The sequence below is a fragment of the Rhizobium sp. OAE497 genome, from assembly GCF_040546565.1.
Classification (GTDB): Bacteria; Pseudomonadota; Alphaproteobacteria; order Rhizobiales; family Rhizobiaceae; genus Rhizobium.
This window is the reverse complement of record NZ_JBEPOA010000002.1, coordinates 699,082-720,000: the sequence shown is the minus strand read 5'-3', so window position 1 is coordinate 720,000 and position 20,919 is coordinate 699,082. Positions and strand designations below refer to the sequence as shown.

At 62.1% G+C, this 20,919-nt stretch carries 23 protein-coding genes and 1 riboswitch (1 of these 24 only partly in view); of the genes, 12 read left to right on the top strand and 11 right to left on the bottom strand.

What is annotated here, in order from left to right; genetic code table 11:
* Positions 1-839: the 5' portion of an ABC transporter substrate-binding protein gene (locus tag ABIE40_RS22865; RefSeq protein ID WP_199625871.1), read on the bottom strand. The gene continues 100 nt to the left of window position 1, outside the view; only the first 839 of its 939 coding nucleotides appear in the window; it begins with the start codon at positions 837-839; its stop codon lies beyond the left edge, outside the window.
* Positions 840-870: 31 nt separating this feature from the next.
* Positions 871-1,611 (bottom strand): ABC transporter permease, encoded by a 741-nt coding sequence (locus ABIE40_RS22860; protein WP_199625870.1) that lies wholly within the window; start codon positions 1,609-1,611, stop codon positions 871-873.
* A gap of 109 nt (positions 1,612-1,720) precedes the next feature.
* Positions 1,721-1,823, bottom strand: a riboswitch (TPP riboswitch).
* A gap of 149 nt (positions 1,824-1,972) precedes the next feature.
* On the opposite strand from ABIE40_RS22860, the gene ABIE40_RS22855 reads away from it, so the two are divergent.
* Both ABIE40_RS22855 and ABIE40_RS22850 read left to right on the top strand, forming a co-directional pair.
* On the top strand, positions 1,973-2,602 hold the full coding sequence (locus ABIE40_RS22855; RefSeq protein ID WP_199625869.1) for an outer membrane beta-barrel protein: 630 nt from the start codon (positions 1,973-1,975) through the stop codon (positions 2,600-2,602).
* Positions 2,603-2,761: 159 nt separating this feature from the next.
* Positions 2,762-3,007 (top strand): hypothetical protein, encoded by a 246-nt coding sequence (locus tag ABIE40_RS22850; protein ID WP_199625868.1) that lies wholly within the window; start codon positions 2,762-2,764, stop codon positions 3,005-3,007.
* 70 nt (positions 3,008-3,077) lie between these two features.
* On the opposite strand, the gene ABIE40_RS22845 is transcribed toward ABIE40_RS22850, so the two are convergent.
* A complete protein-coding gene (locus ABIE40_RS22845; RefSeq protein ID WP_199625867.1) occupies positions 3,078-4,007 on the bottom strand; it encodes a sugar ABC transporter substrate-binding protein in 930 nt (309 codons plus the stop codon).
* Positions 4,008-4,182: 175 nt separating this feature from the next.
* Positions 4,183-5,217, bottom strand: coding sequence for a sterol desaturase family protein (locus tag ABIE40_RS22840; RefSeq protein WP_199625866.1), 1,035 nt, complete (start codon positions 5,215-5,217; stop codon positions 4,183-4,185).
* A gap of 146 nt (positions 5,218-5,363) precedes the next feature.
* Between ABIE40_RS22840 and ABIE40_RS22835 the strand changes: the two genes are divergently transcribed.
* Together ABIE40_RS22835 and ABIE40_RS22830 are read left to right on the top strand one after the other, a co-directional pair.
* A complete protein-coding gene (locus ABIE40_RS22835; protein WP_199625865.1) occupies positions 5,364-6,374 on the top strand; it encodes a LacI family DNA-binding transcriptional regulator in 1,011 nt (336 codons plus the stop codon).
* 23 nt (positions 6,375-6,397) lie between these two features.
* Positions 6,398-7,225, top strand: a complete 828-nt coding sequence (locus ABIE40_RS22830; protein WP_199625864.1) for a sugar phosphate isomerase/epimerase family protein — start codon at positions 6,398-6,400, stop codon at positions 7,223-7,225.
* A gap of 12 nt (positions 7,226-7,237) precedes the next feature.
* Here ABIE40_RS22830 and ABIE40_RS22825 read toward each other — a convergent pair whose 3' ends face one another.
* The 3 genes from ABIE40_RS22825 to ABIE40_RS22815 are packed head-to-tail and all read right to left on the bottom strand — an operon-like array spanning position 7,238 to position 9,818.
* Entirely contained in the window at positions 7,238-8,242 is a 1,005-nt protein-coding gene (locus tag ABIE40_RS22825; protein ID WP_199625863.1) for a Gfo/Idh/MocA family oxidoreductase, read from the bottom strand.
* A 32-nt stretch (positions 8,243-8,274) separates the two neighbouring features.
* Positions 8,275-9,498 carry an NAD(P)/FAD-dependent oxidoreductase gene (locus tag ABIE40_RS22820; protein ID WP_199625862.1) on the bottom strand — a complete coding sequence of 408 codons (1,224 nt, stop codon included), beginning with the start codon at positions 9,496-9,498 and terminating at the stop codon, positions 8,275-8,277.
* A 5-nt stretch (positions 9,499-9,503) separates the two neighbouring features.
* Positions 9,504-9,818, bottom strand: coding sequence for a MocE family 2Fe-2S type ferredoxin (locus tag ABIE40_RS22815; RefSeq protein WP_130280899.1), 315 nt, complete (start codon positions 9,816-9,818; stop codon positions 9,504-9,506).
* Positions 9,819-10,025: 207 nt separating this feature from the next.
* Between ABIE40_RS22815 and ABIE40_RS22810 the strand changes: the two genes are divergently transcribed.
* From ABIE40_RS22810 to ABIE40_RS22785, 6 genes are all read left to right on the top strand, one after another.
* The gene (locus ABIE40_RS22810; protein WP_199625861.1) at positions 10,026-11,165 is read left to right on the top strand and encodes an ROK family transcriptional regulator; all 1,140 of its coding nucleotides are present in this window, start codon (positions 10,026-10,028) and stop codon (positions 11,163-11,165) included.
* Positions 11,162-11,929: an ATP-binding cassette domain-containing protein gene (locus tag ABIE40_RS22805; protein WP_130280895.1), complete on the top strand. Its 768-nt coding sequence runs from the start codon at positions 11,162-11,164 to the stop codon at positions 11,927-11,929. Before ABIE40_RS22810 ends, ABIE40_RS22805 begins: the two co-directional genes overlap by 4 nt.
* 34 nt (positions 11,930-11,963) lie before the next feature.
* Positions 11,964-13,004, top strand: coding sequence for a sugar ABC transporter substrate-binding protein (locus ABIE40_RS22800; RefSeq protein ID WP_130280893.1), 1,041 nt, complete (start codon positions 11,964-11,966; stop codon positions 13,002-13,004).
* A 62-nt stretch (positions 13,005-13,066) separates the two neighbouring features.
* On the top strand, positions 13,067-14,062 hold the full coding sequence (locus ABIE40_RS22795; protein WP_112718644.1) for an ABC transporter permease: 996 nt from the start codon (positions 13,067-13,069) through the stop codon (positions 14,060-14,062).
* Positions 14,059-14,829 carry an SDR family NAD(P)-dependent oxidoreductase gene (locus ABIE40_RS22790; protein ID WP_199625860.1) on the top strand — a complete coding sequence of 257 codons (771 nt, stop codon included), beginning with the start codon at positions 14,059-14,061 and terminating at the stop codon, positions 14,827-14,829. Before ABIE40_RS22795 ends, ABIE40_RS22790 begins: the two co-directional genes overlap by 4 nt.
* 101 nt (positions 14,830-14,930) lie before the next feature.
* The gene (locus ABIE40_RS22785; protein ID WP_112718538.1) at positions 14,931-15,338 is read left to right on the top strand and encodes a response regulator; all 408 of its coding nucleotides are present in this window, start codon (positions 14,931-14,933) and stop codon (positions 15,336-15,338) included.
* Here ABIE40_RS22785 and ABIE40_RS22780 read toward each other — a convergent pair.
* From ABIE40_RS22780 to ABIE40_RS22765, 4 genes are all read right to left on the bottom strand, one after another.
* On the bottom strand, positions 15,328-16,125 hold the full coding sequence (locus ABIE40_RS22780) for a PIG-L deacetylase family protein (RefSeq protein WP_199625859.1): 798 nt from the start codon (positions 16,123-16,125) through the stop codon (positions 15,328-15,330). The two genes, ABIE40_RS22785 and ABIE40_RS22780, sit on opposite strands and share 11 nt — an antisense overlap.
* 76 nt (positions 16,126-16,201) lie before the next feature.
* Positions 16,202-17,425, bottom strand: a complete 1,224-nt coding sequence (locus tag ABIE40_RS22775) for an MFS transporter (RefSeq protein ID WP_199625858.1) — start codon at positions 17,423-17,425, stop codon at positions 16,202-16,204.
* Positions 17,425-17,622, bottom strand: a complete 198-nt coding sequence (locus ABIE40_RS22770; protein ID WP_354541120.1) for a hypothetical protein — start codon at positions 17,620-17,622, stop codon at positions 17,425-17,427. The genes ABIE40_RS22775 and ABIE40_RS22770 overlap by 1 nt, the downstream gene beginning before the upstream one ends.
* A complete protein-coding gene (locus ABIE40_RS22765; protein ID WP_354541119.1) occupies positions 17,576-19,546 on the bottom strand; it encodes a TonB-dependent siderophore receptor in 1,971 nt (656 codons plus the stop codon). Before ABIE40_RS22765 ends, ABIE40_RS22770 begins: the two co-directional genes overlap by 47 nt.
* A 376-nt stretch (positions 19,547-19,922) precedes the next feature.
* Between ABIE40_RS22765 and ABIE40_RS22760 the strand changes: the two genes are divergently transcribed.
* Together ABIE40_RS22760 and ABIE40_RS22755 are read left to right on the top strand one after the other, a co-directional pair.
* Positions 19,923-20,231, top strand: a complete 309-nt coding sequence (locus tag ABIE40_RS22760; RefSeq protein ID WP_199625856.1) for a hypothetical protein — start codon at positions 19,923-19,925, stop codon at positions 20,229-20,231.
* 3 nt (positions 20,232-20,234) lie between these two features.
* A complete protein-coding gene (locus ABIE40_RS22755; protein ID WP_199625855.1) occupies positions 20,235-20,846 on the top strand; it encodes an exopolysaccharide biosynthesis protein in 612 nt (203 codons plus the stop codon).
* Positions 20,847-20,919: the final 73 nt, after the last annotated feature.

The window sequence follows — 20,919 nt, the reverse complement described above, 5'->3', positions numbered from 1 at the left end:
AGAGCGGCGGGGCGCTTGGCGAAGCGCGGCAGCGTGTCGAGAAAAGCCTTGCGGTTCAGCTCGTCATTGAGATCAGGATAGGCCTTGATAAACATCTGCCAGGCGTCATCCGGGTGGTTGGTGATGAAGACGGAGGCCTGCTCGATCGCACCGAGGAAGCGCGGCAGCCGCGAATCGGCGGCCGAATCGCGATGGGCGATGAAGATCAGTTCGTCATAGGGCGGCACGCCGTTTTCTTCCGGGTAGAAGGCCATGCCCTCATGACCCTCGAGCTTCATCTGTGTCAGCTCGAAATTGCGGAAACCGCCGACGGTCGCATCGACCTTGCCCGCGATCAGCGACGGCGAGAGCGAGAAGTTGACGTTGACGAGCTCGACATCGTCCTTCTTGAGACCGGCATTTTCGAGCATCCGCTTCAGCATCGCATCCTCGAAGCCGGTGACGGAGAAGCCGACCTTCTTGCCCTTCAGATCGGCGAGGCTCTTGATCGGCCCGTCGGCCAGCACGGTCACCGTATTCAGCGGCGTTTCGACCAGCGTGCCGATGCGGACGATCGGCAATCCGGCTTCATGATCGAGATAGAGATTGGGCTGGTAGTGGATGCCGATATCGGCCTGCTTGGCAGCAACGAGACGCGGCACAGCGGAGGGATCGGCGGGTGGAATGAGGGTGACGTCGAGACCGGCGGCGGCGAACAGGCCCTTCTCTTGAGCGATCACCATCGGTGCATGGTCCGGATTGACGAACCATTCGAGCATGACGGTCAGCTTGTCGTTGGCGAAGGAGGGCGACGCGAGGGTCGCGATCGCAAGGAGAGTGGCGGATATCAGACGCAGCATGTTTGCTCCATGATTATGCGGGAAGAAGAAGTCAGTCCGTGGTGGCCCATGGGGTCCAGCCGGAGGTGAGCCTGTCGACGGCGACGCGGCAGATGACGGTCATGGCGGCGAGCACGGCCATGGCGGCAAAGACCATGTCCGTCTGCATGCGGGCGTTGGCCTGCACCATGACGAAGCCGAGGCCGGAGGACGCCCCGACCCATTCGCCGATCACGGCGCCGAGTGGCGCGAGGGGTGCAGCGATCCTGAGGCCGGAGACGAGGGACGGCAGGGCGAGCGGCAGGCGGATCCGCATCAGCGTCTGCCAATGGCTGGCCTCTGTCAGCGATACCGCATCGAGAATATCCCGTTCGGTACGGCGCAGCCCGTCGGCAAAGGCGGAGGCGACGGGAAAGAAGATGATGATCGTCGCCATGGCGATCTTTGAGGCAATGCCGAAGCCCAGCCAGATAACCAGGATCGGCGCCAGCACGAAGACCGGGAAAGCCTGCAGGATCATCACCATCGGCCAGACGAGCGTGGCGGCAGCAGGAAAGGCGGCGAGCGCGAAGGCGACGGCCGCCCCCGCTATGGCGCCGGAGAAGAGGCCGAGGACGATTTCGAGCGCCGTCGTCAGGCTCTGCTCAAGCAAGAAGAGCGGCTGCCTGCCGAAGACGGCGACGACGTCGGCAGGCGACGGCAGAATGAAATGGGCGGGCGCGAAGATCCAGATGGCCGCCTGCCAGAGAGCGATCAGCAGGGCCACGCCGCCGAGGGCGTTGAGCGGACGCATCGCTAGGCCTTCGCGCGGGCCGAATGCGGGAATGGAAAGACAGACATGGCGAAGCGATCTCCAGACAGAATTGGAGATCCAGGCAAAGCGAAGAAGAAGGGGAGATGCCGCCGGCATCTTGTTCCGTTCCTACGCCGGCATGACCCGGATCAGGTTCAAGGGTCCGGCTCACCGCCATCTCAGCATCGTCAGATGCTCCCCTCGGAATGGGCGGAACCTGTCGTTTTCCCGGCCTGAAGTCAATGGCGCATCTGTCGCAGGCCGGTCGCCGGTCTTGTATTCCTGGGTCTCAGCTACAAAATTAATTAGAGACTTTTGGATCAGGCACCCTACTTGACCCTTAAGCATTAGGGAGCCGAATATGAAATTCGTTATTCTCACCGCGCTGGCTGCCTCACTTGCCGGCATTTCCGCTCAGGCCGCGGACCTGACGCCGCCGCCCGCCCCTGTCGAGCCCGAGGCGATAACGCCTGTCTTCACCTGGTCCGGCCCCTATATCGGCGCCGAGGGTGGCTATAGCTGGAACACCTTCGATCCTTCCGGTGCGTCGGATGTCGATGCCAATGGCGGCATTCTCGGCGTCTTCGGCGGCTATAATTATCAGTTCGACAACAACTGGGTTGTCGGTGTCGAAGGTGACGTCCTGCACAACTGGAACAAAGAGGATGTAGCCTTTGGCTCGGTCGAGACGACCTGGCAGGGCTCGGTTCGCGCCCGCGTCGGCTATGCCTTCGACAATGCGCTGATCTACGGCACGGCCGGCTGGGCGATCGCCCGGGCCGAGGCCAATCCGGATGTCGGGCCCGACGAGTCGGATACGCTGAACGGCTGGACCATCGGCGCCGGTATCGACTACGCCTTCACGCAGAATATCTTTGCCCGCGGCGAATATCGCTATACCGATTACGGCAGCGGCAATTTCGGCGCGGCTGGCGGCGATTTCGACCTGAACCAGAACACCATCATGATCGGCGTCGGCGTCAAGTTCTAGGCGCCACCCATCTCCCCAATGTAAGGGCACGCCTTCGTTCGGCGTGCCCTTTTCTATGATCGCCGGTACGCTTTCCAACATCTCGTGGAAAACCGGAACACCGTGTTGCACTAATTTAGGACTTCGACAAAAGTCATTCCCATCATGAGGAATGCTCACATGCTGTCGGGTCTCGGAACAATCACCATCACGGACGAGAACTATAGCGAGCATGTCGCCTTCGAGCTCGGAGAGCGCGATGGCCTGCTTTTCGGCGGGGAGGAAGTGCTGCGCAGAGCGCAACGGGCCAAGAAGGTCTTCCTGTTTCTGCTGACCTCGCGGCGCGAATTGCGCATCCGCATTGCCAATGTCGAGCATAGCTGCGCCAATTTCGTCGTCATCAGCGAGCCCCTGCCCGCCACCTGACATGCGAATGGCCACGATGGCCTGAGCGCATCGTGGCCGTCCTGACGCCGCCCGTGAGGCAGGCCGCGCCTTAGTTCAGGTGTTCGAAATCCGCCATGTTCTTCTGGGTGACGAGCTGGAAGGGGATCCAGACCTCGCGGTCGAGCTTCTCGCCCTTGATCGCCTTCATCGCGGCGTCGATCGATCCCTTGCCCTGGCCCTTGGCATCCTGGAACACGGTGACCTTGAGATCGCCTGTCTTCATCGCCTGCAGCGCCTCGGGCGTCGCGTCGATGCCTGAGACGATGATCTTGTCGGTCGAGGCGCCGGCGGCCTTCAGCGCCGAAATCGCGCCGAGCGCCATTTCGTCATTATTGGCGATGATGGCATCGAATTCGACGCCCGATGTCAGCCAGTTGGAAACCAGATCGGCGCCGTTGACGCGGCTCCAGTTACCGACCTGCTCCTGGGCGACGTTGATGCCGCTGCATTCAGGCGTCTTGACGACATCGTGGACGTCCTGCGTGCGCTGGCGTGCCGCCTGGCTGGTCAGATCGCCGATCATGATGACGACATTGCCCTTGCCGCCGAGCATGCGACAGACTTCCTTGGTCTGCAACGTGCCGGATTCAGTTTCGTTGGAGCCCACGAAGGCCTGCTGCTTGCCGAGCGTGTTGAGGTCGGTCGGCTGGACATTGACATAGATGAGCGGAATGCCGGCATCTTCGGCAACCTTGCTGAGAGCGGGCGTACCGTCGGAATCGACGGGGTCGACGATGATGGCGGAGACGCCGCCGGCGGCAAAATTCTTCACCTGATCGAGCTGCTTGTTGACGTCGGTCGTCGCGTCTTCGATCTGCAGCTCCACGCCGATCGACTTGGCGTAGTCTTCCATGCCGTTGACGATCAGCGTCTGAAAGTTGTTGGACAGCGTGCCCATCGAAACACCGATACGGTCGGCAGCGTGCGCCTGCGACGCAAGCACCAGCGCAACGGCACTGGTGGTCAGCAATTTCAGCATGTTCTCTCCTCCCAGAGATAAGGCGGCGCCAGGCGGCCGCAGGAAAACGTTAGCCGGGGAAGCCCCTGCGGTCCGCCGATAATTTGATGAAAACGCCTCATTTGCAGAGCATCCGCATAGCAAAAGGCCCGGCTTTGGGGCCGGGCCTTTCTCGGTCGCTCGCTTGGGAAATCAATCAGCTCGCCTGCTGCTCGGCGCGCGCCTTCTTCTCGGCGCGGCGCCTTGCCTGCTCCATGAAGCGCTTGTCCATGCGCTCCTGGGCCTCGGGCGAACCGTCGTGGAAAGTCCCGAACCACTTGTCGAGCGGGATGACACCATCGGCGTAATTGCATTCGAAATACTTGTGATGGAGATAGTGGTCGTAGCTGTGCGTATCGATGGCGCTCTCCTCGCCGACGACGATCTTGTCGAAGCCCGCGTGGCCGGGTGCCGGGGCAAGGCCCGCATGTGCCAGGTGGAAGATCGCGTGCACTGGGTTGGACGGGACGATCCAGTGGATCAGCACACCGGAGAAATAGAGAAGGTGCTCGATCGGGTGCATGGCGAGACCGGACCAGGGGCCGGGATTGACGTTGTTATGATGCAGCTTGTGGACGGCATGATAGAGCGGCGGCCAGTGGATGAGGCGATGCACCAGATAGAAATGCAGGTCGCGGAAGGTCGGAATAAAGAACATCACGACGGCGCAATAGACCGGGTGCTCGGCGAAGGACACATAGGGAATGATGCCGTTGGCGAAAGCCCAGAGCGTCAGCACCTCGAATGCCGTCCAGATCGGCACCGCGCTGGCAAAGGTCCAGATGACATTGTCGACCGTCTGGTTGCCGAAAAGGAAGGCGTCGTTGCCGACAGAGGGCCATTTGGCATTGAACTTGAAGCTTGTGCCCTGCTTCTTCTGCATATAGAGGCGCAGATGGAAGGCGCCGAAGAAGACCAGCACGATCGCGGCATTGCGCACGAGCAGACAGACGATCCAGCCGATCGAGAAGGTCTTTGCCGTCTCCAGCGACGGCGTGGCGTAGAGCCAGAGCAGCGTGCCGATCACCGCGTAAAGGACGTTCCAGGGCATCAGATAGCCCGGATAACCAAACAGCCATTTCAGGAAACGCAGCGGCTGGACCGGCCAGATGAACACAGGCGGATACTGGATGAGCTTGAACGGCGCCCAGTCGCCGCGTTTGTTGCGTTTGCCGTATAGTGTGTCGTCCATCTGAAATCCTCCAACTCGTGAGGCAAAAATTACCGCAGCCGCAGGGCCAATTCCCATCGCTGTTTTGATGTGTTTTGATCAATTGCGGTATTTCACCGGAGGCGCTGGAATGCTTGACTGTCCAGGCGAATTTGGGGGAGGTTTTGATGAAAAAGACGACGCTGCAGGATGTCGCCCGGGAGGCAAGACTGGGGATCGCCACCGTCGAGCGGGTCATCAACGGCCGCGGCGGCGTCACCGAAAAGACCGCCGAGAAGGTCATCCGCGCCGCCAAGAAGCTCGGCTATGGCGAGCGTTCGACCGAGACCCATCGCGGTGCAATCCGCATCGAAGTCATCCTTGTCAGGCCCGAGACCTCGTTCTTCGCCCGGCTGAACCAGGCCTTCGAGCGCATATCGGCGTCGCTCGACCGCGCCGTCATCCTGCACCGCACCTTCATCAAGGAAAGCGACCCGATCGGCATGGCGCACCACATCGCCAATCCGAGCTTTCGCCGATCGGGACTGATCATCTGCTCTCAAGACCATCCGAAGGTGATCGAGGCGCTGCGTCAGGTGCGCGCCACCGGCGTCGAGGTTGCACAGGTGGTGACCCGCTGCGACGATCCCGAGGTTCCCTACCTCGGCATCGACAATTATGCAGCGGGCCGCAGTGCCGCCTATTATATGTCGGGCATGCTGGCGGCACGTCCCGGAAATTTCGCGGCCATCTGCCATAGCGGCGCCTATTCGAACCACCGCCAGCGCATCCAGGGATTTTCCGACTATATGGCCGAGCGCAGCGCCGAAGGCCACGCGCTCTCGCTGGTGATGATGGGCCGCGACGACGATCTGCAATGCGCCGAGCTCCTCGGCGAGGCGCTCAGGCGCGACCCCGAGATCATCGGCGTCTATTCGGCCGGCGGCGGCGACGAGGGCGTGGCGATCGTCCTGCAGCAATGGGCCAAGCAAAGAGATATCTTCTGGGTCGGCCATGAGCTGACCGAAAAGAAGAAGCGCTATCTCGAAAGCGGCCTTCTCGACATCTGTCTCGATCAGGCGCCCGAAGTGCAGGCGCGCCGCTCGGTCGATCTCATCCTGCGGAAGCTCGATATCATCCGCACAGAGGTCATCACCGATCCCGTGCGGTTCATGACCGTCAGCGCCCAGAATCTCTGAACACCATACCCGGGAGGTAAGCCATGCAAACCCTCAATGTCTTCCAGTCGCTCTGGGCGATGGAGCTTCGAAGCGCGAGAGAACCGGAGCGATCGCTGGAGGAAAATATCCGCCTGATCGCGGAGGCGGGCTTCGATGGCGTCAGCGCCCACTGGTATGATCGCAGCTATGTGCAGAACCTCGCCGGCCTGTTGAAAGAGCATGGGCTGAAGGCGGAAGGACAGTGTTTTCCGAAGACGATCGATGAATTGAAGCCGGCACTGGAGAATGCGGCGGAGTTCGGTGTCGCCCATCTCTGCCTGCAGCCGGATGTCCGGTTGCGCCGGATCGAGGATTGCCTGCCGCTGCTCGAAGGCTGGCATCGTCTCGCCGAAGAGGCGCGCATCCCCGTCTTCATCGAGACGCATCGCGACCGGATGACCACCGATCTCTTCTTCACCCTCGACCTGATGGACCGCCTGCCGGATCTGAAGCTGCTCGGCGACCTCTCGCATTTCCTGGTCGGCCGCGAATTCGCCTGGCCTGTTTCCGATGAGAACCACGCGCTGATCAACCGCATTCTCGACAGTTCCTGGGCCTTTCATGGCCGCGTCGCCTCGCGCGAGCAGGTGCAGATCGAGATCTCCTTCCCGCATCACAAGCCCTGGCTCGATCTCTTCATGACCTGGTGGAAGTACGGCTTCCGCAGCTGGAAGGGGCGCGCCGGACCGGATGAGGTGCTCGCCTTCACCTGCGAACTCGGCCCGAAACCCTATGCGATCACGGGCCGCGATGGCGAGGACAGCGCAGATCGCTGGCAGGAGGCTCTGTTCCTGAAAGACGAGATCAGGGCGCTCTGGTCGCGGCTCTGAAGGAGCAGCAGATCAAACGCGGTAGAGCGCGGGTTTTTCGTGCTGAGCCACGGCAACCCGCTCGCCGGATTTCCAGGCCTGCAGGCAGGCCTTGGTGACCTGCATCGCCATGAAGCCATCGAAGGCGCTGGCGCCGGTCGGCGTTCCGCTCAGGATACCCGCCGTCCACGCCTCAAGCTGCGCCCGATAGGCCTGGCGGAAACGCGGGCGCCAGTCGGCAGGCGTGCGGAAGCCATCGTTTCCTTTCACGCGCAACGACGTATGGGGCGACGGATCGAGCGCCACCGTCCCGTCCTCGCAGACGAGCTCGGCGCGAACATCGTAGCCATATTGCGCATCGGTAAAGACCTCGATGTCGACGACGACGCCAGATGCGGTCTGCAGCAGGATGAATTGCGGCTGGCGGTTGAGCGCATTTCGCGTCGCCGGCGGGCTCGCAACGAAGGCCGAGGCAATTTCCTCATCGAGCAGGAAGCGGGCGATATCGAATTCGTGCCCGGCGGAATTTGCGATGACGAGGTCCGAGGTCAGGTAGTCGGGCGCAACGGCATTGCGGTGGATGCAATGGAGAAACAGGGCGCGGCCAAACTCGCCCGTGTTCAGCGCCTGCTTCATCTCGCGATAGCCGGGATCGAAGCGGCGCATGAAGCCGACCTGAACCAGGCGGCGGCCTGCTTTCTGCTCCGCGCGGATGATCTCTTCTGCTTCGGGAAGGCTTGAGGCGAGTGGCTTTTCGACGAGAACCGGCTTGCCGGCGGCAATCGCCTTCAATGCCAGCGCCGCGTGCGTCTCGTCCGGCGAGCAGACCATGATGGCGTCGATCTCGGGGTCAGCAATCAGGGCATCGGCTTCTGCGATCACCCGCACGCCGAACTGCTCGGCGACGGAAATCGCCCGCTCGCGGCTAAAGTCCTGCACGGCGACGAGCCTTGCACCGGCGACACCCTCGGCAAGGATTGCGGCATGGTCGCTGCCCATCACGCCTGTGCCGATAATGCCGATCCTGACCTCTGCCATTGAATTCCTCCCAGAATTTCGCTGATCCAACCCTAGCCGCGTGGCAGCAGGGATTTCAAGTTCACTGCAGGCGAAGTCAGTTCGCTAGGATCGGGTGTCGCATGTTTGGCGATCAGCATCTCGGCGAGCCGGATGTCCTTGGCGATCCTGTTGCCCGGACCCCAGCCGCTCGCCGAGACGAGACGGCCGTTTTCGGCAAGATGGAAGAGAATGAAAGCGTCGTCGCCGATATCGCGGCGCACTGCTGACACTGCCTTGTCCGCAAGCCCCGCGATCTGCAGCGTCCAGTCGAACTGATCCGACCAGAACCATGGCACGGCTTCATAGGGCCCGGCGTCGCCGAGCATGCTTGCCGCGGCATGGGCACCCTGATCCTGCGCATTGCGCCAGGCTTCGAGCCGGATCCTACGGCCGTCATAGGGAAAAGAGCAGCAGTCGCCCGCTGCGAAGATGGCAGGATCAGAGGTCTGCAAGGTTTGATCGACGGCAATGCCGTTTTCGATCGTAAGCCCTGCCTGCGCCGCGAGCTCGATCCGCGGTTGGGCACCGATACCGACGACGAGCATATCGGCGTTCACCACCGTCCCGTCAGCCAATGTCAGGCCGACACCGTCAGCACTACCCGTGAGGCGGTCGATTCCGGATCCGCGAAGAATGCTGATCCCGTTAGCTTCATGCAGCGCCTGGACCTTCTCGGCAATTGCCTCTGGCACGGCCCGCATCAGGATGCGCGGCAGCGCTTCGATGACAGTCACCTCAAGCCCACGTTTTCGTGCCGAAGCGGCAAGCTCGAGGCCGATGAACCCGGCGCCGACAATGGCAAGATGGCTGCCCGGCGACAACCGCCTGGAAAGACGCGCCGCATCGTCATGGGTTCTGAGATAGAAGACATGTTCCAGGCCTTCGGCAGCCGGCAGCCGCCGGGGTGCGGCACCGGTTGCGAGCAGCAATTTGTCATAAGGGAGCGTGCGGCCACTGGCCAAACGGACCGTCCTGCTGTCGCGATCGATCCGGGCCGCCGCGTCATCGGTGACAACTGCTATCCCCCGCTCGGCAAAGGCAGCGCCTTCGGCAATGAAGAGCGGCAATGCGGCCTCGGGTTCCAACATATGCTGCTTGGAAAGCGGCGGGCGCTCGTAGGGCAGATGCGGCTCTTCGCCGACGAGCGTGATGCCTCCATCAAAGCCTTGCTCGCGCAGCGCCATGGCCGCCCGCGCTCCACACTGCCCGGCGCCGATGATAACGAAATCGGCCATCGGCATCACTCCAGACCGAGATAGACGGCGCCATCCTCGACCTTCACGGGGTAGGTCCTGAGGTTGACGCAGACGGGGGCGCCACGGGCCTCGCCGGTGCGATAGTCGAAGCGGCCGTTATGTTTCGGACATTCGACGATGTTGTCCATGACCAGCCCGTCAGCCAGATGCACCTTCTCATGCGTGCACATGCCATCGGTCGCAAAGAACTTGTCATCGGGGCTGCGATAGACCGCGAATGTCCGGCCGGCGTGATCAAAACGGATCACATCCTCATTCTCGACATCGTCGATCTCGCAGGCCTTGATCCAGTTGCTCATCCCATCCTCCCGAAATTCATGGCGTTTGATCGGAAACTAGGCGAGAGCGCCTGACTTGGCGGGATAATTCTTGATCAAATTCCATCAATCGCATCGGCGCCCGACACCGCACGACTAACCCTTGTCGACCGTCAGAATTATTTCTGAAAACCGTTTGACTAAATAAAAACTCGGTGCGAAGCTGATCGTGTTCTTGGGGGCAGTGACATGACGTTGCGCGGTACCAATCAGGAATCAGGCCGTCCGTACAACCGGCGTATCGTCCTCGAGGCGATCCGGCTGAACGGCCCGGTCACACGCGCCGAGATCGCCAAGCGCGTCAGCCTGACGGTGCAGACCGTTTCCACCATCGTCCGCGAACTCGAAGAACAGGGCTACATCCTCTCCGTCCGCGAGGAGCCGAAAGGCCGCGGCATTCCCCCCTCGGTGCTCCGGATCAATCCCGAGGGCGGTTATGTCGCCGGCATTCATCTGACGCCGCTCGGCATCGATGCGGCGCTCGTCGATCTCAGAGGCAATATCGTCCAGAGCGCCCATCGCACCGCCCCGAACGTCGCCCCCGATCTCGCCTTCCAGCTGATCGGCGAACTCGTTGCCGAACTGCGCGGTACCGGCGAGACGAAGCGGATCCTGAGCGCCGGCATGGCGCTGCCCGGTCCGTTCGGCGTCGAATCCATGAGCTTCATCGGCCCGACGACGATGACGGGCTGGAAGGATGTGCCACTCAAGGAGCGGCTTGGCGAGGCTTCCGGGCTGCCGGCCTTCATCGACACCGATATGGCGTGTGCCGCCCTTGGCGAACAGCTTTACGGCCTGGGTGCCGAGCTCTCGAACTACTACTACCTCTATTTCGGCGTCGGTCTTGGCGGTGCCATGGTTCATGACGGCGCGGTGATGCGCGGCGGCTGGGGCAATGCCGGTGAAATCGGCCATATCCCCGCTGTTCCCGATGGCGAGCCCTGCCCCTGCGGCAACCACGGCTGCCTCGAGCGCTATCTCTCGCTCGACGCCTTCAATCGCCGCGGCCTGTCGCAGAAGATGTGGGCCGAGGAAATCCGCCCGATCTTCCACAATGCCATCCGCACCATCGAGAACCTGCTCGATCCGCAGACGATCGTGCTTGGCGGGCTAGCACCGCCCGAACTCATAGAAAAGCTGGTCGCCTCAGTGGGCCTGCCGAATTCGGTTGCGGTGCGCGAGGGACGCAGCCATCCGCGGCTGGTCATGGCGAGCGACTGCCAGAACTCGGTGCTGCGCGGCGCTGCCGCCCTTGCGGTTTCCAGCGTGCTCTCTCCGCGCTTCGGCCAGATGTTTTCCACCCCCGACGAGAAAGGGATCGCCGCATGAGCGAACCGCTGCTGGTGCTCGACAATATCCGCAAGAATTTCGGCGCCATCGAAGCGCTGAAGGGCGTCAGCTTCTCGATCGGCAAGGGCGAGGTCGTGGCGCTGCTTGGCGACAACGGCGCGGGCAAGTCGACACTGGTCAAGATCATCTCCGGCGGCCTGGAGCCGAGCTCGGGACGGATGATCTTCGAAGGCCGCGACTATGTGGCGAAGACCCCTGCCGAGGCCAAGGCAGCCGGTGTCGAGACGGTCTATCAGGACCTGTCGCTCGCCACCAATGTCGATGTCGTCGCCAATTTCTTCATGGGCCGCGAGATTACCCGCAAGGTGCTCGGCATCCCCTTCCTCGATGAACGAGCCATGGAAAAGGTCGTCGGCGATGCGCTGGCCAATGCCGGCACCCGCATCCCCTCGCTGCGCAGCAAGGTCGAGCATCTCTCGGGCGGCCAGCGTCAGGCGATCGAACTTAACCGCTTCGTCCATTGGGGCGGCAAACTGGTGCTTCTCGACGAACCCTTTGCGGCACTCGGCGTCGAGCAGACCCGCCGCGGTCTGGAGATGATCCGCCATGTCGCCAACCAGGGCATCGGCGTCGTCATCATCACCCACATCATGCAGCAGGCCTTCCAGGTGGCCGACCGGATCGTGGTGATCCGCCAGGGCGTCGTCGCGGGCGATGTCGAGACATCGAAGACAAATGCAGACGCGGTGATCGGCATGATCACCGGACAAAACCTCGCCGGTGCCGGACCGGTGGGGTCATAAAAACTGAGGGTCCGGCGCAAAAGGAGAGAACGACATGAAGCGAATAGTCTTAGCCGCGCTGACCGTTCTGGCGCTCGGCCTGTCATTGATGACGACTGCCTTCGCGCAGTCGAAAGGCACCGTCTATTACCTCGTCCCTACGCTGCTTGACGAATTCCAGACCGGCTCGGTCAGCGCGCTTGAGATGTTTCTCAAGCAGACCGGCTATGAAATGAAGACGCTGAACGCCGACAACAAGACGGATGCGCAGCAATCGCAGATGAACGACGTCATCGCGCTGAAACCCGCGGCGATCATCCTTGCCGCCGTCGATTTCAACGCGCTGAAACCCTCGATCGAGGCCGCCCGTGCAGCCGGTATCCCGGTCGTCGAATTCGACCGCCAGATCACCTCGACGCCATCCGATTTCACCTCCGTCGCCGGAACGATCGAGATCGGTTACGTCGCCGCCGAACAGGCCGAAAAGCTCCTGAAGGCGAAGAATGGCGATGTGAAGGGCAAGGTTCTCCAGGTTCTCGGCGACCCCGGCGATCCCTATACGCTCGACATCCAGAAGGGCTTCGAAGAGAAGATGAAGGCCTTCCCCAATGTGAAGATCATCTCGGTGCCCGCCATGCAGTGGGAAGCCAGCAATGCCGGAACGATCGTTTCCGACCAGATGCTCGCCAATCCTGATATCGACCTGATCTTCAGCCATGCGGCGCATCTCTCGGTCGCCGCCGTCGCTTCGCTTGAAGCCGCCGGCAAGAAGCCTGGCGACGTCATGCTGATGAGCTCGAACGGCGCACCCGTTGGTCTCGACCTGATCCGCAAGGGCTGGCTGAATGTCGAAGTCGAGCAGCCGCTTTATGCCCAGGCTGCAGCCGTCGCCATGTTCATGGACAAGATCGCCAAGAAGGAAGAGATCAAGCCCGGCGAATATGACGTGCTCGGTCTGAAGGGCGTCGTCACCAAGGAGGCATGGGGCCCGAACATCAAGATCCCCGGTGCCGCCATCACCAAGGAGAATGTCGACGACCCGGCCTTCTGGGGCAACCAGAAAGCGCCGACCGCTCAGGTAAAATCCGTCGAATGAGCGACATTCCAGCGCCCGGGCTTCAAGGCCCGGGCTCCCTCAAAGACAACCGGATCGGCCGCATGACACCTCGCACGCGTCAATTCTTTGAGCTCGTCCTCGACAATCTCGTCTGGTTCATGCTCATCTTCGTGCTCGCCGTCTTTTCGGCGCTCGTCCCGAATTATTTCCAGCTCGGCATCTTCGCCAATATCATCGAGGCCTCCAGCGTTCTCGGCGTCATGTCGATCGGCCTGGCGCTCGTCATCATCGCCGGTCACATGGACCTTTCGGTGGAATCGGTCGCCGCCCTTTCGGCGATGGCCGTCGGCATCCTGTTCTGCTCGGCCGGTATCGGCATGGGCTTCACGCTCAGCCCCGAATGGCTGATGGTGCCTGTCTCGCTGCTGATCGCGCTTGCTGTCGGCGGACTGATCGGGCTGCTCAACGGCTTCCTGATCGTCAAGGTGAAGATGAATGCCTTCATCATCACGCTCGCCTCCTACATCTGGGTGCGCGGCATCGTGCTCGCCGTCTCCGGCGGCCGCTCGGCGCAGGATCTGGCGCCCGCCATCCGCTGGTTCGGCATCCAGCGCCTCATCGGCCTGCCGCTGACGGCCTGGATCGCGATCGCCTGCTTCATCGTGTTTTCAGTGATGATGGCCAAGACTCCGTTCGGCCGGCACCTGACGATGATCGGCGGCAACGAGACGGCAACCTTCCGCGCCGGTATTCCGGTGCAGCGCAACCTGATCATCGCCTTCGTGATGGCCGGTGCGATCGCCGGGCTCGCCGGCTGGCTGCTCGCCATCCGCACCTCGGGCGCGACCGCCAATCTCGGCGTCGGCCTGCTCTTCAACGCCTTCGCGGCCGTCGTCATCGGCGGCGTCAGCCTGAAGGGCGGCGTCGGCGCGCTTCCCGGCGTCTATGCCGGTGTGCTTCTCCTGTCGTCGATCAACACGGCGATCAATCTCATGGGCCTGCCGGCCAATTTCACCCAGGTGATCCACGGCTTCCTGGTGCTGGCGGCAGTCCTTCTCGATACCTTCAAGCAAAAACTGCGTCAGAGGCTGGCATGACCGGAAGACTGGACGGAAAAATCGCAATCGTCATTGGTGCGGCCCGCGGCATCGGCAAGGCAACCGCCAAGCGCTTTCAGGAGGAAGGCGCGACCATCGTTCTCGCCGACTACGAAGAGGAAGGCGGGCGCGCGGCCGCCGCAGACCTCGGCGTCGCCTTCTTCAAGACCGACATTTCCAACATGGAAGATGCGAAGGCTGTCGTCGCCTTCGCGGTCGAGACCTATGGCAGGCTCGATATCATCGTCCAGAATGCCGGGGTCTATCCCTGGCAGCTGATCGAGGACACCAGCCCCGAGGACTGGGACAATGTGATCGCCGTCAACCTGCGCGGCTCCTTCAATGCGGCGCGCGCAGCTCTCGATCCGATGAAGAAGCAGGGCTACGGCCGTATCCTCTTCACTTCCTCGATCACCGGCCCGCATGTGACGAGCCCGGGTCATGGGCATTACTCGGCGACCAAGGCCGGGATCAACGGCTTCATCCGCGCGGCGGCGCTCGAGTTCTCCTCCTATGGCATCACCGTCAATGGCGTGGAGCCGGGCAATATCATGACCGAGGCCATGCAGCTTCACCGCGGCCCGGCCTTCATCAAGAACATGGAGGATGCGATCCCGCTCGGCCGGCTCGGCAGCCCGCGCGATGTCGCCAATGCCTTCCTGTTCCTGGCATCCGACGATGCGAGCTACATCACCGGCACGACCATCGTTGTCGATGGCGGGCAGCTGTTGCCCGAGGGAAGCGATTTCAAACTGCAGCCGTCGTGAGGCGGCTCATCACGCCCTCGTTACCAAACTCTTAACCAGCGCTATTGACCTTCCAGCCCCCATCTCTAATTCCGCTCGCAGGGGCAGCAGTTGGAAGTGATATGAAAGTACTGATAGTTGAGGACGAGGGCATCATCGCTTGGGATCTCGAAAGCATGGTGCTCGACAACGGCTTTGAAGTCGCAGGGCTCGCAAGAACGGAAATTGAAGCCATAGCATTGGCACGACGGGCCGATATCGCCCTCGTCGATGTTCAGCTCGCCGATGGGCCGACCGGCCCGCAGATCGCCCGCACGCTGATCGATCAATACGGCATCGAAGTCGTCTTCATGACCGGCAATCCGGAACTGGTCGCCGACTTCGAGGGCGCGGTCAACGTGGTGACCAAGCCGCATCATCTCGACAAGGTGAAGGCGGCGCTGATGGACGCGCTGGCAGCGCGAACCCGAAAACAGGACGCGCGCTCCAACGGCGGCCTGACGCCTCCCCGGACAGTGCTCAGCGCCTGACGCGCCAGTACCGCTCCCTGTAGACGGAGCCGTCGCCCATATATTTCCGGAGTTCTTCCCTCGCATCGAGGCCGGGGAAGATTTCGGCGATCTGGGATTCATATTTCACGATCGCCGCAAACTTCCGCTCGAAATCGACGGCAATATCGACAGGCCCGTCGATCGTCCACTTCGTCCGTTCCAATGCGGCGGGCACATTGTCCGGATAATTCGGCGGGAAGAAACCCGCCGAATAGGGAATATCCTCGTAGAGATAGACTTCCGCATCCGACGCGTCGTGAATGCCGCGGAATGTCTCCGTCGTCACGACGTGATCGAGATGCCGCCCGACCGCCATCGGGCAGAGAACGATGGTCGGCCTTATCTCCGCAAGCCATTGCCCGAGAAGCGCCCGCACCTCGTCCCATGCGGGATCATCGGCGACGGGAGGCGAAAAGACCGCCTGGCGCGTCGCATAGAGGGACGCACCATCCGGGCCGCGGCGATAGATCGAATCCGACAGGCCGCCATGGATATGATCCGCGCCGAGATAGCTGATCGAGGCGACATCCTCCCCGCGGCGCACCTCGTATGGATTGGCACCCAGACCCCACCACTCGTGGAGCTCCCGAACCAGCGGCGATGGCTCGCCGCCGATATCTGTGTCGGCGGTGAAGATCGTCGCTGCGACGACGGTGATGCCATCCCTCACAGCCTTGTCCATGAGGCCACCGCAGCTGAGCACCGCATCATCGAGATGCGGCGAAAGGATCAGGATGCGATCGTCTTTGGTGAGCTTTGTGAGCATTGCGGGCGTCCGTGGATGCAGGTTTCATTGCCTGCTGCCATGGATAGACGACCCTGCCAAAGATGCCAGCGCCGCTTTAGCCAACTTTCCGCAGCAACCGGAAGATCGGGACGATGGCGGCAATGCAGAGCACGGCAGCGCCACCAAACAGGCTCTCATAGCCGAGACGCTCGGCAAGCCATCCCGCACCGAGGCCTCCTACAATGCTGACGATCCCATCCATGCACTGGAAGACCGTGAAATCGACGCCGGCCTGGCGCGGATCCGACCAGTCCATGAACTGGGCATAGAGGGCAACAAAGCCAATCGACATGATGCCGGAGGAGCTGGCAATGGCGATGGCAAGCGTCGCGGATCGCGGCATCCCGCCGCCGAGGCCGGCATAGAGCAGACCGGCAAGCAGGAGCGCCTGGACGGCAAGCGATCCCGCAAGCACCGCCCGCGTCCCGAACATGCGCACCAGCGCTCCGCCCGCAAGCGCGCCAGCAAGGCCGACAAACATGCTTCCCGCGCCATTGAGCAGGCCGATGGTGGCGAGATCGAAGCCCTGGTCGATCAGGAACGGCCCGAGCATCGAGAGCCCCCATTTCTGCGCAGCAACGAAGAGCCCGGTCGCAATCATTCCGCGGCGGATCTCGGGCCGCCTGATGGTTGCGGCAAGTGAGGGCGTATGGCTGCGCTGCCGCTCGCCTTCGTTTGCCGCAGGGCCGAGCGAAAACGGCAAGCTGAGCGCCAGGATCGCACCGGCCATGATGAAGCAGGCATATTGCCAGCCGATCTTGTCCACCAGCACCAGGAACAGCCCGCCGCCGATCGCCGAGCCAAGATAGGAGCCGCCGACCTGCGCCGCATTGCCCCAGCCGTGATGCCGCTTGGCGAGGTTTTCGACAGCATAGCCATCACAGGCGATATCGACCGTCGAAGCCACCAGCGCGACGAAGGCGAGCGTCAGGATCACCGGCAGCAGCACTGCGGGCTGCAGGATGCCGACCGCTACGATACCGGCAACGCAAAGGAGATTGCCGCTCATGACGATGACGTTCGAGCGGTTGCGGCCAATGGCCGGCAGGCGGAACCGCTCGATATGCGGCGACCACAGGAATTTCACAGCCCAGGGAAGTACCGTCAGATAGAGAAGGCCGATCTGGTCGAGCGGCAATCCCTGTTGTCTCAGCACGGCGGGAAGGCCGAGCATGGTCAGCCCGCCGATAACGCTTTGGGCCACGTAGACGCCGCCGATGGCGACGAAGATGGCGACCGGCGACGGGAACTCTGCGGGTGAGGCTTCGCTGGCGGACATCAGAACCGGTACCTCACGCTGCCGACGATCTTGCGGCCTTCGTCGTAGTAGCAGAAGCCCGTGGTGCAGACCTGATCCACCTGGTCGAGAAGGTTGGTCGCGTTGACCTGCAGCTTGACGCCTTCCATCGACGGGTTGAGCTTGCCGAGATCATAGCGAAGCGCTGCATCGACGAAGGTGCGGGCGCCATTGTTCAAGACCGGCGTATGCTTGTTGTCGCCGAAGCTCGAGCCGACATAGCGAACGCCGGCGCCGGACACCCAGCCCCTCGAGCGGGCCGCTCTGAACCTCGTAATCCGCCCAGAGCGAGACCATGTGATAGGGCGAGGAATTGAGCTGATTGCCGACCGTCTCTGGCGTCAGCTTGGTGATCTCGACGTCATTATAGGAGTAGCCGCCGGTGAAGCTGAGGCCGTTATCCAGCGACGCCGTAACTTCGAGCTCGAAGCCGCGCGAGCGCAGGTCAAGCTGGCGCAGGAGATTGACGCCCGACGAGGTCTCGTAGACCGAGGCGTTCTTCTGATCGATGTTGAAATAGGCCGCAGAGATCAGCACGTTCTGATCCGGTATCTGGTACTTCAGCCCGATTTCATATTGCTCGCCGAGCGTCGGGTTTGCCTGGTGGCCGACACCGCCGCTGGTGAGCACAACACCCGGATTTGCCACATAGGAGGTGCCGTAGCTGATGTAAGGCATGACGTTCCAGGGCGTCACATAGCCGATCGATGCGCGCCCTGTCGTCTCGCTGTCGTTGCGCACGTAGTCGACGCCGCCGGGCGTATATTCGCTCCGGTGCCAGTCGTGGCGAAGTCCGGCCGCGATCCGCCAGCTGCCGATCTCGATCTGATCCTGCAGGTAGATGCCGATCGAGTTCTGCTTCTGTTTTTCGAAGTAAGTCAGCGCCGGCACATAGGTGTAGGTGTCGGTGAAGAGATCAGGCCCGGAGCCCTGGCGGGCATCATATGCCATGAAGCTGTAGTCGACACCGGCGATCAGCTGGTGCTGGGCAGCGCCGGTGCTGAAATCGCCTTCGAGATAGGTGTCTGCCGCGAGACCGTGATTGTCCTCGTACCCGATCCCGGGATAGTCGGCGAAAACCCATTCCTGACGGGCGGAGAGATCGGAATAGCGCAGCTTGTGATGCAGCGTCAGGCCTTCGGTCAGCTCGTGTTCGAATTCGTAGCCGACGCGCCACTGCTTTTGCGTGAAATCGTTGAACCGCTCATCACCGCCGTAAACAGGCGTTGCCCCGATCGACGACCCTGAACTGTCGTAGTTGTTGATGTAGCCCCAGGTGCCGCCGGTGGTGGAATCCATATATTCGCCGAGAATGGTCAGCTTGGTGCCTTCGTCCGGCTGCCAGGTGAAAGCCGGCGCGATCATCAGCCTGTCGTCCTTGATGGCCTCGATCTCGTTGCGGGCATCGCGGGCGACGCCCGTCAGCCGGTAGAGGAAGACACCGTCATCGGTCACCGGTCCGGAAAGATCGAAAGCGGCCTGAACGCGGCCGTAGGAACCATATTGCAGTTCGATTTCCCGCAGCTTCTCCTCGGTCGGGCGCTTCGAGATGATATCGACGATGCCCCCCGAGCTGCTGGCGCCGTAGATGGATGCAGCCGGTCCACGCAGGACCGTCAGCGCCTCGACGCCATAGGGCTCGATGCGGAAGAGCCCGTTCGGGCTGCTGATCTGGCGCAGGCCATCGCGGAAGATGCCGGTGTAGGTCAGGTCGATGCCACGGATCTTGAAGGCGTCGTAACGCGGCTCGGCGCCATACTGGCCGGCGCGGACACCGGGCGTATAGCTTACGGCCTCGCCGACATTCTGTGGAAGGCGGTCGTCGAGCTGTTTGCGGCTGATGACCGAGACGGACTGGGCAGTCTCGGCAACCGGCGTATCGGTCTTCATCGCCGTGCGTCCGGATTTCGGCACGTAGCCATCCGTCTCGACGATCTTTGCAACGCCCTGATCGCGCCCTTCGACAACGATCGGCGCGAGGTTCGTCGCGCCATCACCGGAGGCCGGTTTCTCCTGCTCTGCAGATTGTCCCCAGGCGGTATCGGCAGCCGCGACCGCAAGCAATGCAGCAGCCGAAAGCAGCTGCAGTTTCGTAAATTTCAATGACATCTCTACGCCCCCACGCTCATCGCCGGAAAAGGATTCAAAAACATGAGTCTTGGAATCAACTTTATGCGTAGCTAGCAAAAGCCAAAGGCGAGGCGCAAGGTCTCAAGGGCAAAAACTGCAACCGTGGTGTGCTATGAATCTGAATTTAAAAGGATATCAGTTCGCCTGGACGAGGCTGAAGCAATGCGCCGAGCCCACTCCAGCCTCTCAGCGACGCATCATTTTGGCTGCTACCAGCACTTGAAACCGGCGCCGCGATCCCCAAATGAGCGCGTGACCCGCTGGTCCGGGCCCCTCTGGCGAAAGCTTCGGCACTTTCGCGATGTCGGACCATTTCCGACATTCGCGCCGACGCCAAGGGAGCACCACCTTGATCTCCGAAATCGCCGCCTGGCTTTTTGCCCTGTTCGTCGTCGATCCGCTGCACGCTGAAATCCGCGAGCGCGTCGATGCTGCAAATCTTCCGGTTCAGGCCCTGCAGCAATCGCAGCAATGCGTTGCGGCCCACGGCCCGCGCCTGCTGCAGCGCGCCGGCGAAGAGCCTGTCTGGGCAACCGGCACGGCAATCGGCATCGCCACCGGCTGGACCTCGCCGACCACACTCTTCGACACCAGCGATCCGAACTGCGCGGCCCTGACGCAGATCTTCCAGGGTGAACGCGGCGACGCCGAGGCCTGATGCATGGCGGATGCGCAGCGATCAGAAGGCGTGGCGTCGCGCACGCTCGCCAGCCTTGCCGCCACCGCCCGCGAGCGGGACGGTCTCAGCATCGGCGAAGTCATCGATGAAATGGGACCGTCGGGCTTCGGGTTTGTTATTCTGCTGCTCGCCATACCGCCGCTGATCCCGATCCCCGGCCCGTTCGGCGCGGTGTTCGGCACGGCACTGGCGATCATCTCACTGCAATTCGTCTTCGGCGCCAGCAGCCCCTGGCTGCCCGCCATGCTCCGCAACCGCCGTCTCTCTGGCAAGGTCTTCGAGAGCATGGAGCGTCACGCCGGACCGATGGTGCGGCAGGTCGAGAAGCTGATCCGGCCACAGCGCATGAAGGCCCTCGCCGGCCGCTTCCTCCCATGCCTCCTCGGCGTCCCGGTCTTCGCACTCGCGATCGTCATCGCCCTGCCGATCCCCTTCGGCAATATCGCACCCGCCGTCGCCATCTGCGTCATGGCCGTCGGCCTCATCGAGCGCGATGGCCTGGTCATTTTGGGCGGGCTCGCGCTGACTGCGGTCGCCGCTGTCGCGACGGTCTTCCTGTTTCGCGGTGCGGCTACGTTGATTGCGGCTGCATAGGCAGCTTCGCTCTCCGGCATTTTTTGCCAGACTGTGGAATACGTTTCAGTCGCGGGTGTCTACCGGCATGTAA

Coding starts and splice junctions, on each gene's coding strand:
- ABIE40_RS22860 (WP_199625870.1), bottom strand. CDS start 1,611: ATGCGTCCGCTCAACGCCCTCGGCGGCGTGGCCCTGCTGATCGCTCTC.
- ABIE40_RS22855 (WP_199625869.1), top strand. CDS start 1,973: ATGAAATTCGTTATTCTCACCGCGCTGGCTGCCTCACTTGCCGGCATT.
- ABIE40_RS22850 (WP_199625868.1), top strand. CDS start 2,762: ATGCTGTCGGGTCTCGGAACAATCACCATCACGGACGAGAACTATAGC.
- ABIE40_RS22845 (WP_199625867.1), bottom strand. CDS start 4,007: ATGCTGAAATTGCTGACCACCAGTGCCGTTGCGCTGGTGCTTGCGTCG.
- ABIE40_RS22840 (WP_199625866.1), bottom strand. CDS start 5,217: ATGGACGACACACTATACGGCAAACGCAACAAACGCGGCGACTGGGCG.
- ABIE40_RS22835 (WP_199625865.1), top strand. CDS start 5,364: ATGAAAAAGACGACGCTGCAGGATGTCGCCCGGGAGGCAAGACTGGGG.
- ABIE40_RS22830 (WP_199625864.1), top strand. CDS start 6,398: ATGCAAACCCTCAATGTCTTCCAGTCGCTCTGGGCGATGGAGCTTCGA.
- ABIE40_RS22825 (WP_199625863.1), bottom strand. CDS start 8,242: ATGGCAGAGGTCAGGATCGGCATTATCGGCACAGGCGTGATGGGCAGC.
- ABIE40_RS22820 (WP_199625862.1), bottom strand. CDS start 9,498: ATGGCCGATTTCGTTATCATCGGCGCCGGGCAGTGTGGAGCGCGGGCG.
- ABIE40_RS22815 (WP_130280899.1), bottom strand. CDS start 9,818: ATGAGCAACTGGATCAAGGCCTGCGAGATCGACGATGTCGAGAATGAG.
- ABIE40_RS22810 (WP_199625861.1), top strand. CDS start 10,026: ATGACGTTGCGCGGTACCAATCAGGAATCAGGCCGTCCGTACAACCGG.
- ABIE40_RS22805 (WP_130280895.1), top strand. CDS start 11,162: ATGAGCGAACCGCTGCTGGTGCTCGACAATATCCGCAAGAATTTCGGC.
- ABIE40_RS22800 (WP_130280893.1), top strand. CDS start 11,964: ATGAAGCGAATAGTCTTAGCCGCGCTGACCGTTCTGGCGCTCGGCCTG.
- ABIE40_RS22795 (WP_112718644.1), top strand. CDS start 13,067: ATGACACCTCGCACGCGTCAATTCTTTGAGCTCGTCCTCGACAATCTC.
- ABIE40_RS22790 (WP_199625860.1), top strand. CDS start 14,059: ATGACCGGAAGACTGGACGGAAAAATCGCAATCGTCATTGGTGCGGCC.
- ABIE40_RS22785 (WP_112718538.1), top strand. CDS start 14,931: ATGAAAGTACTGATAGTTGAGGACGAGGGCATCATCGCTTGGGATCTC.
- ABIE40_RS22780 (WP_199625859.1), bottom strand. CDS start 16,125: ATGCTCACAAAGCTCACCAAAGACGATCGCATCCTGATCCTTTCGCCG.
- ABIE40_RS22775 (WP_199625858.1), bottom strand. CDS start 17,425: ATGTCCGCCAGCGAAGCCTCACCCGCAGAGTTCCCGTCGCCGGTCGCC.
- ABIE40_RS22755 (WP_199625855.1), top strand. CDS start 20,235: ATGGCGGATGCGCAGCGATCAGAAGGCGTGGCGTCGCGCACGCTCGCC.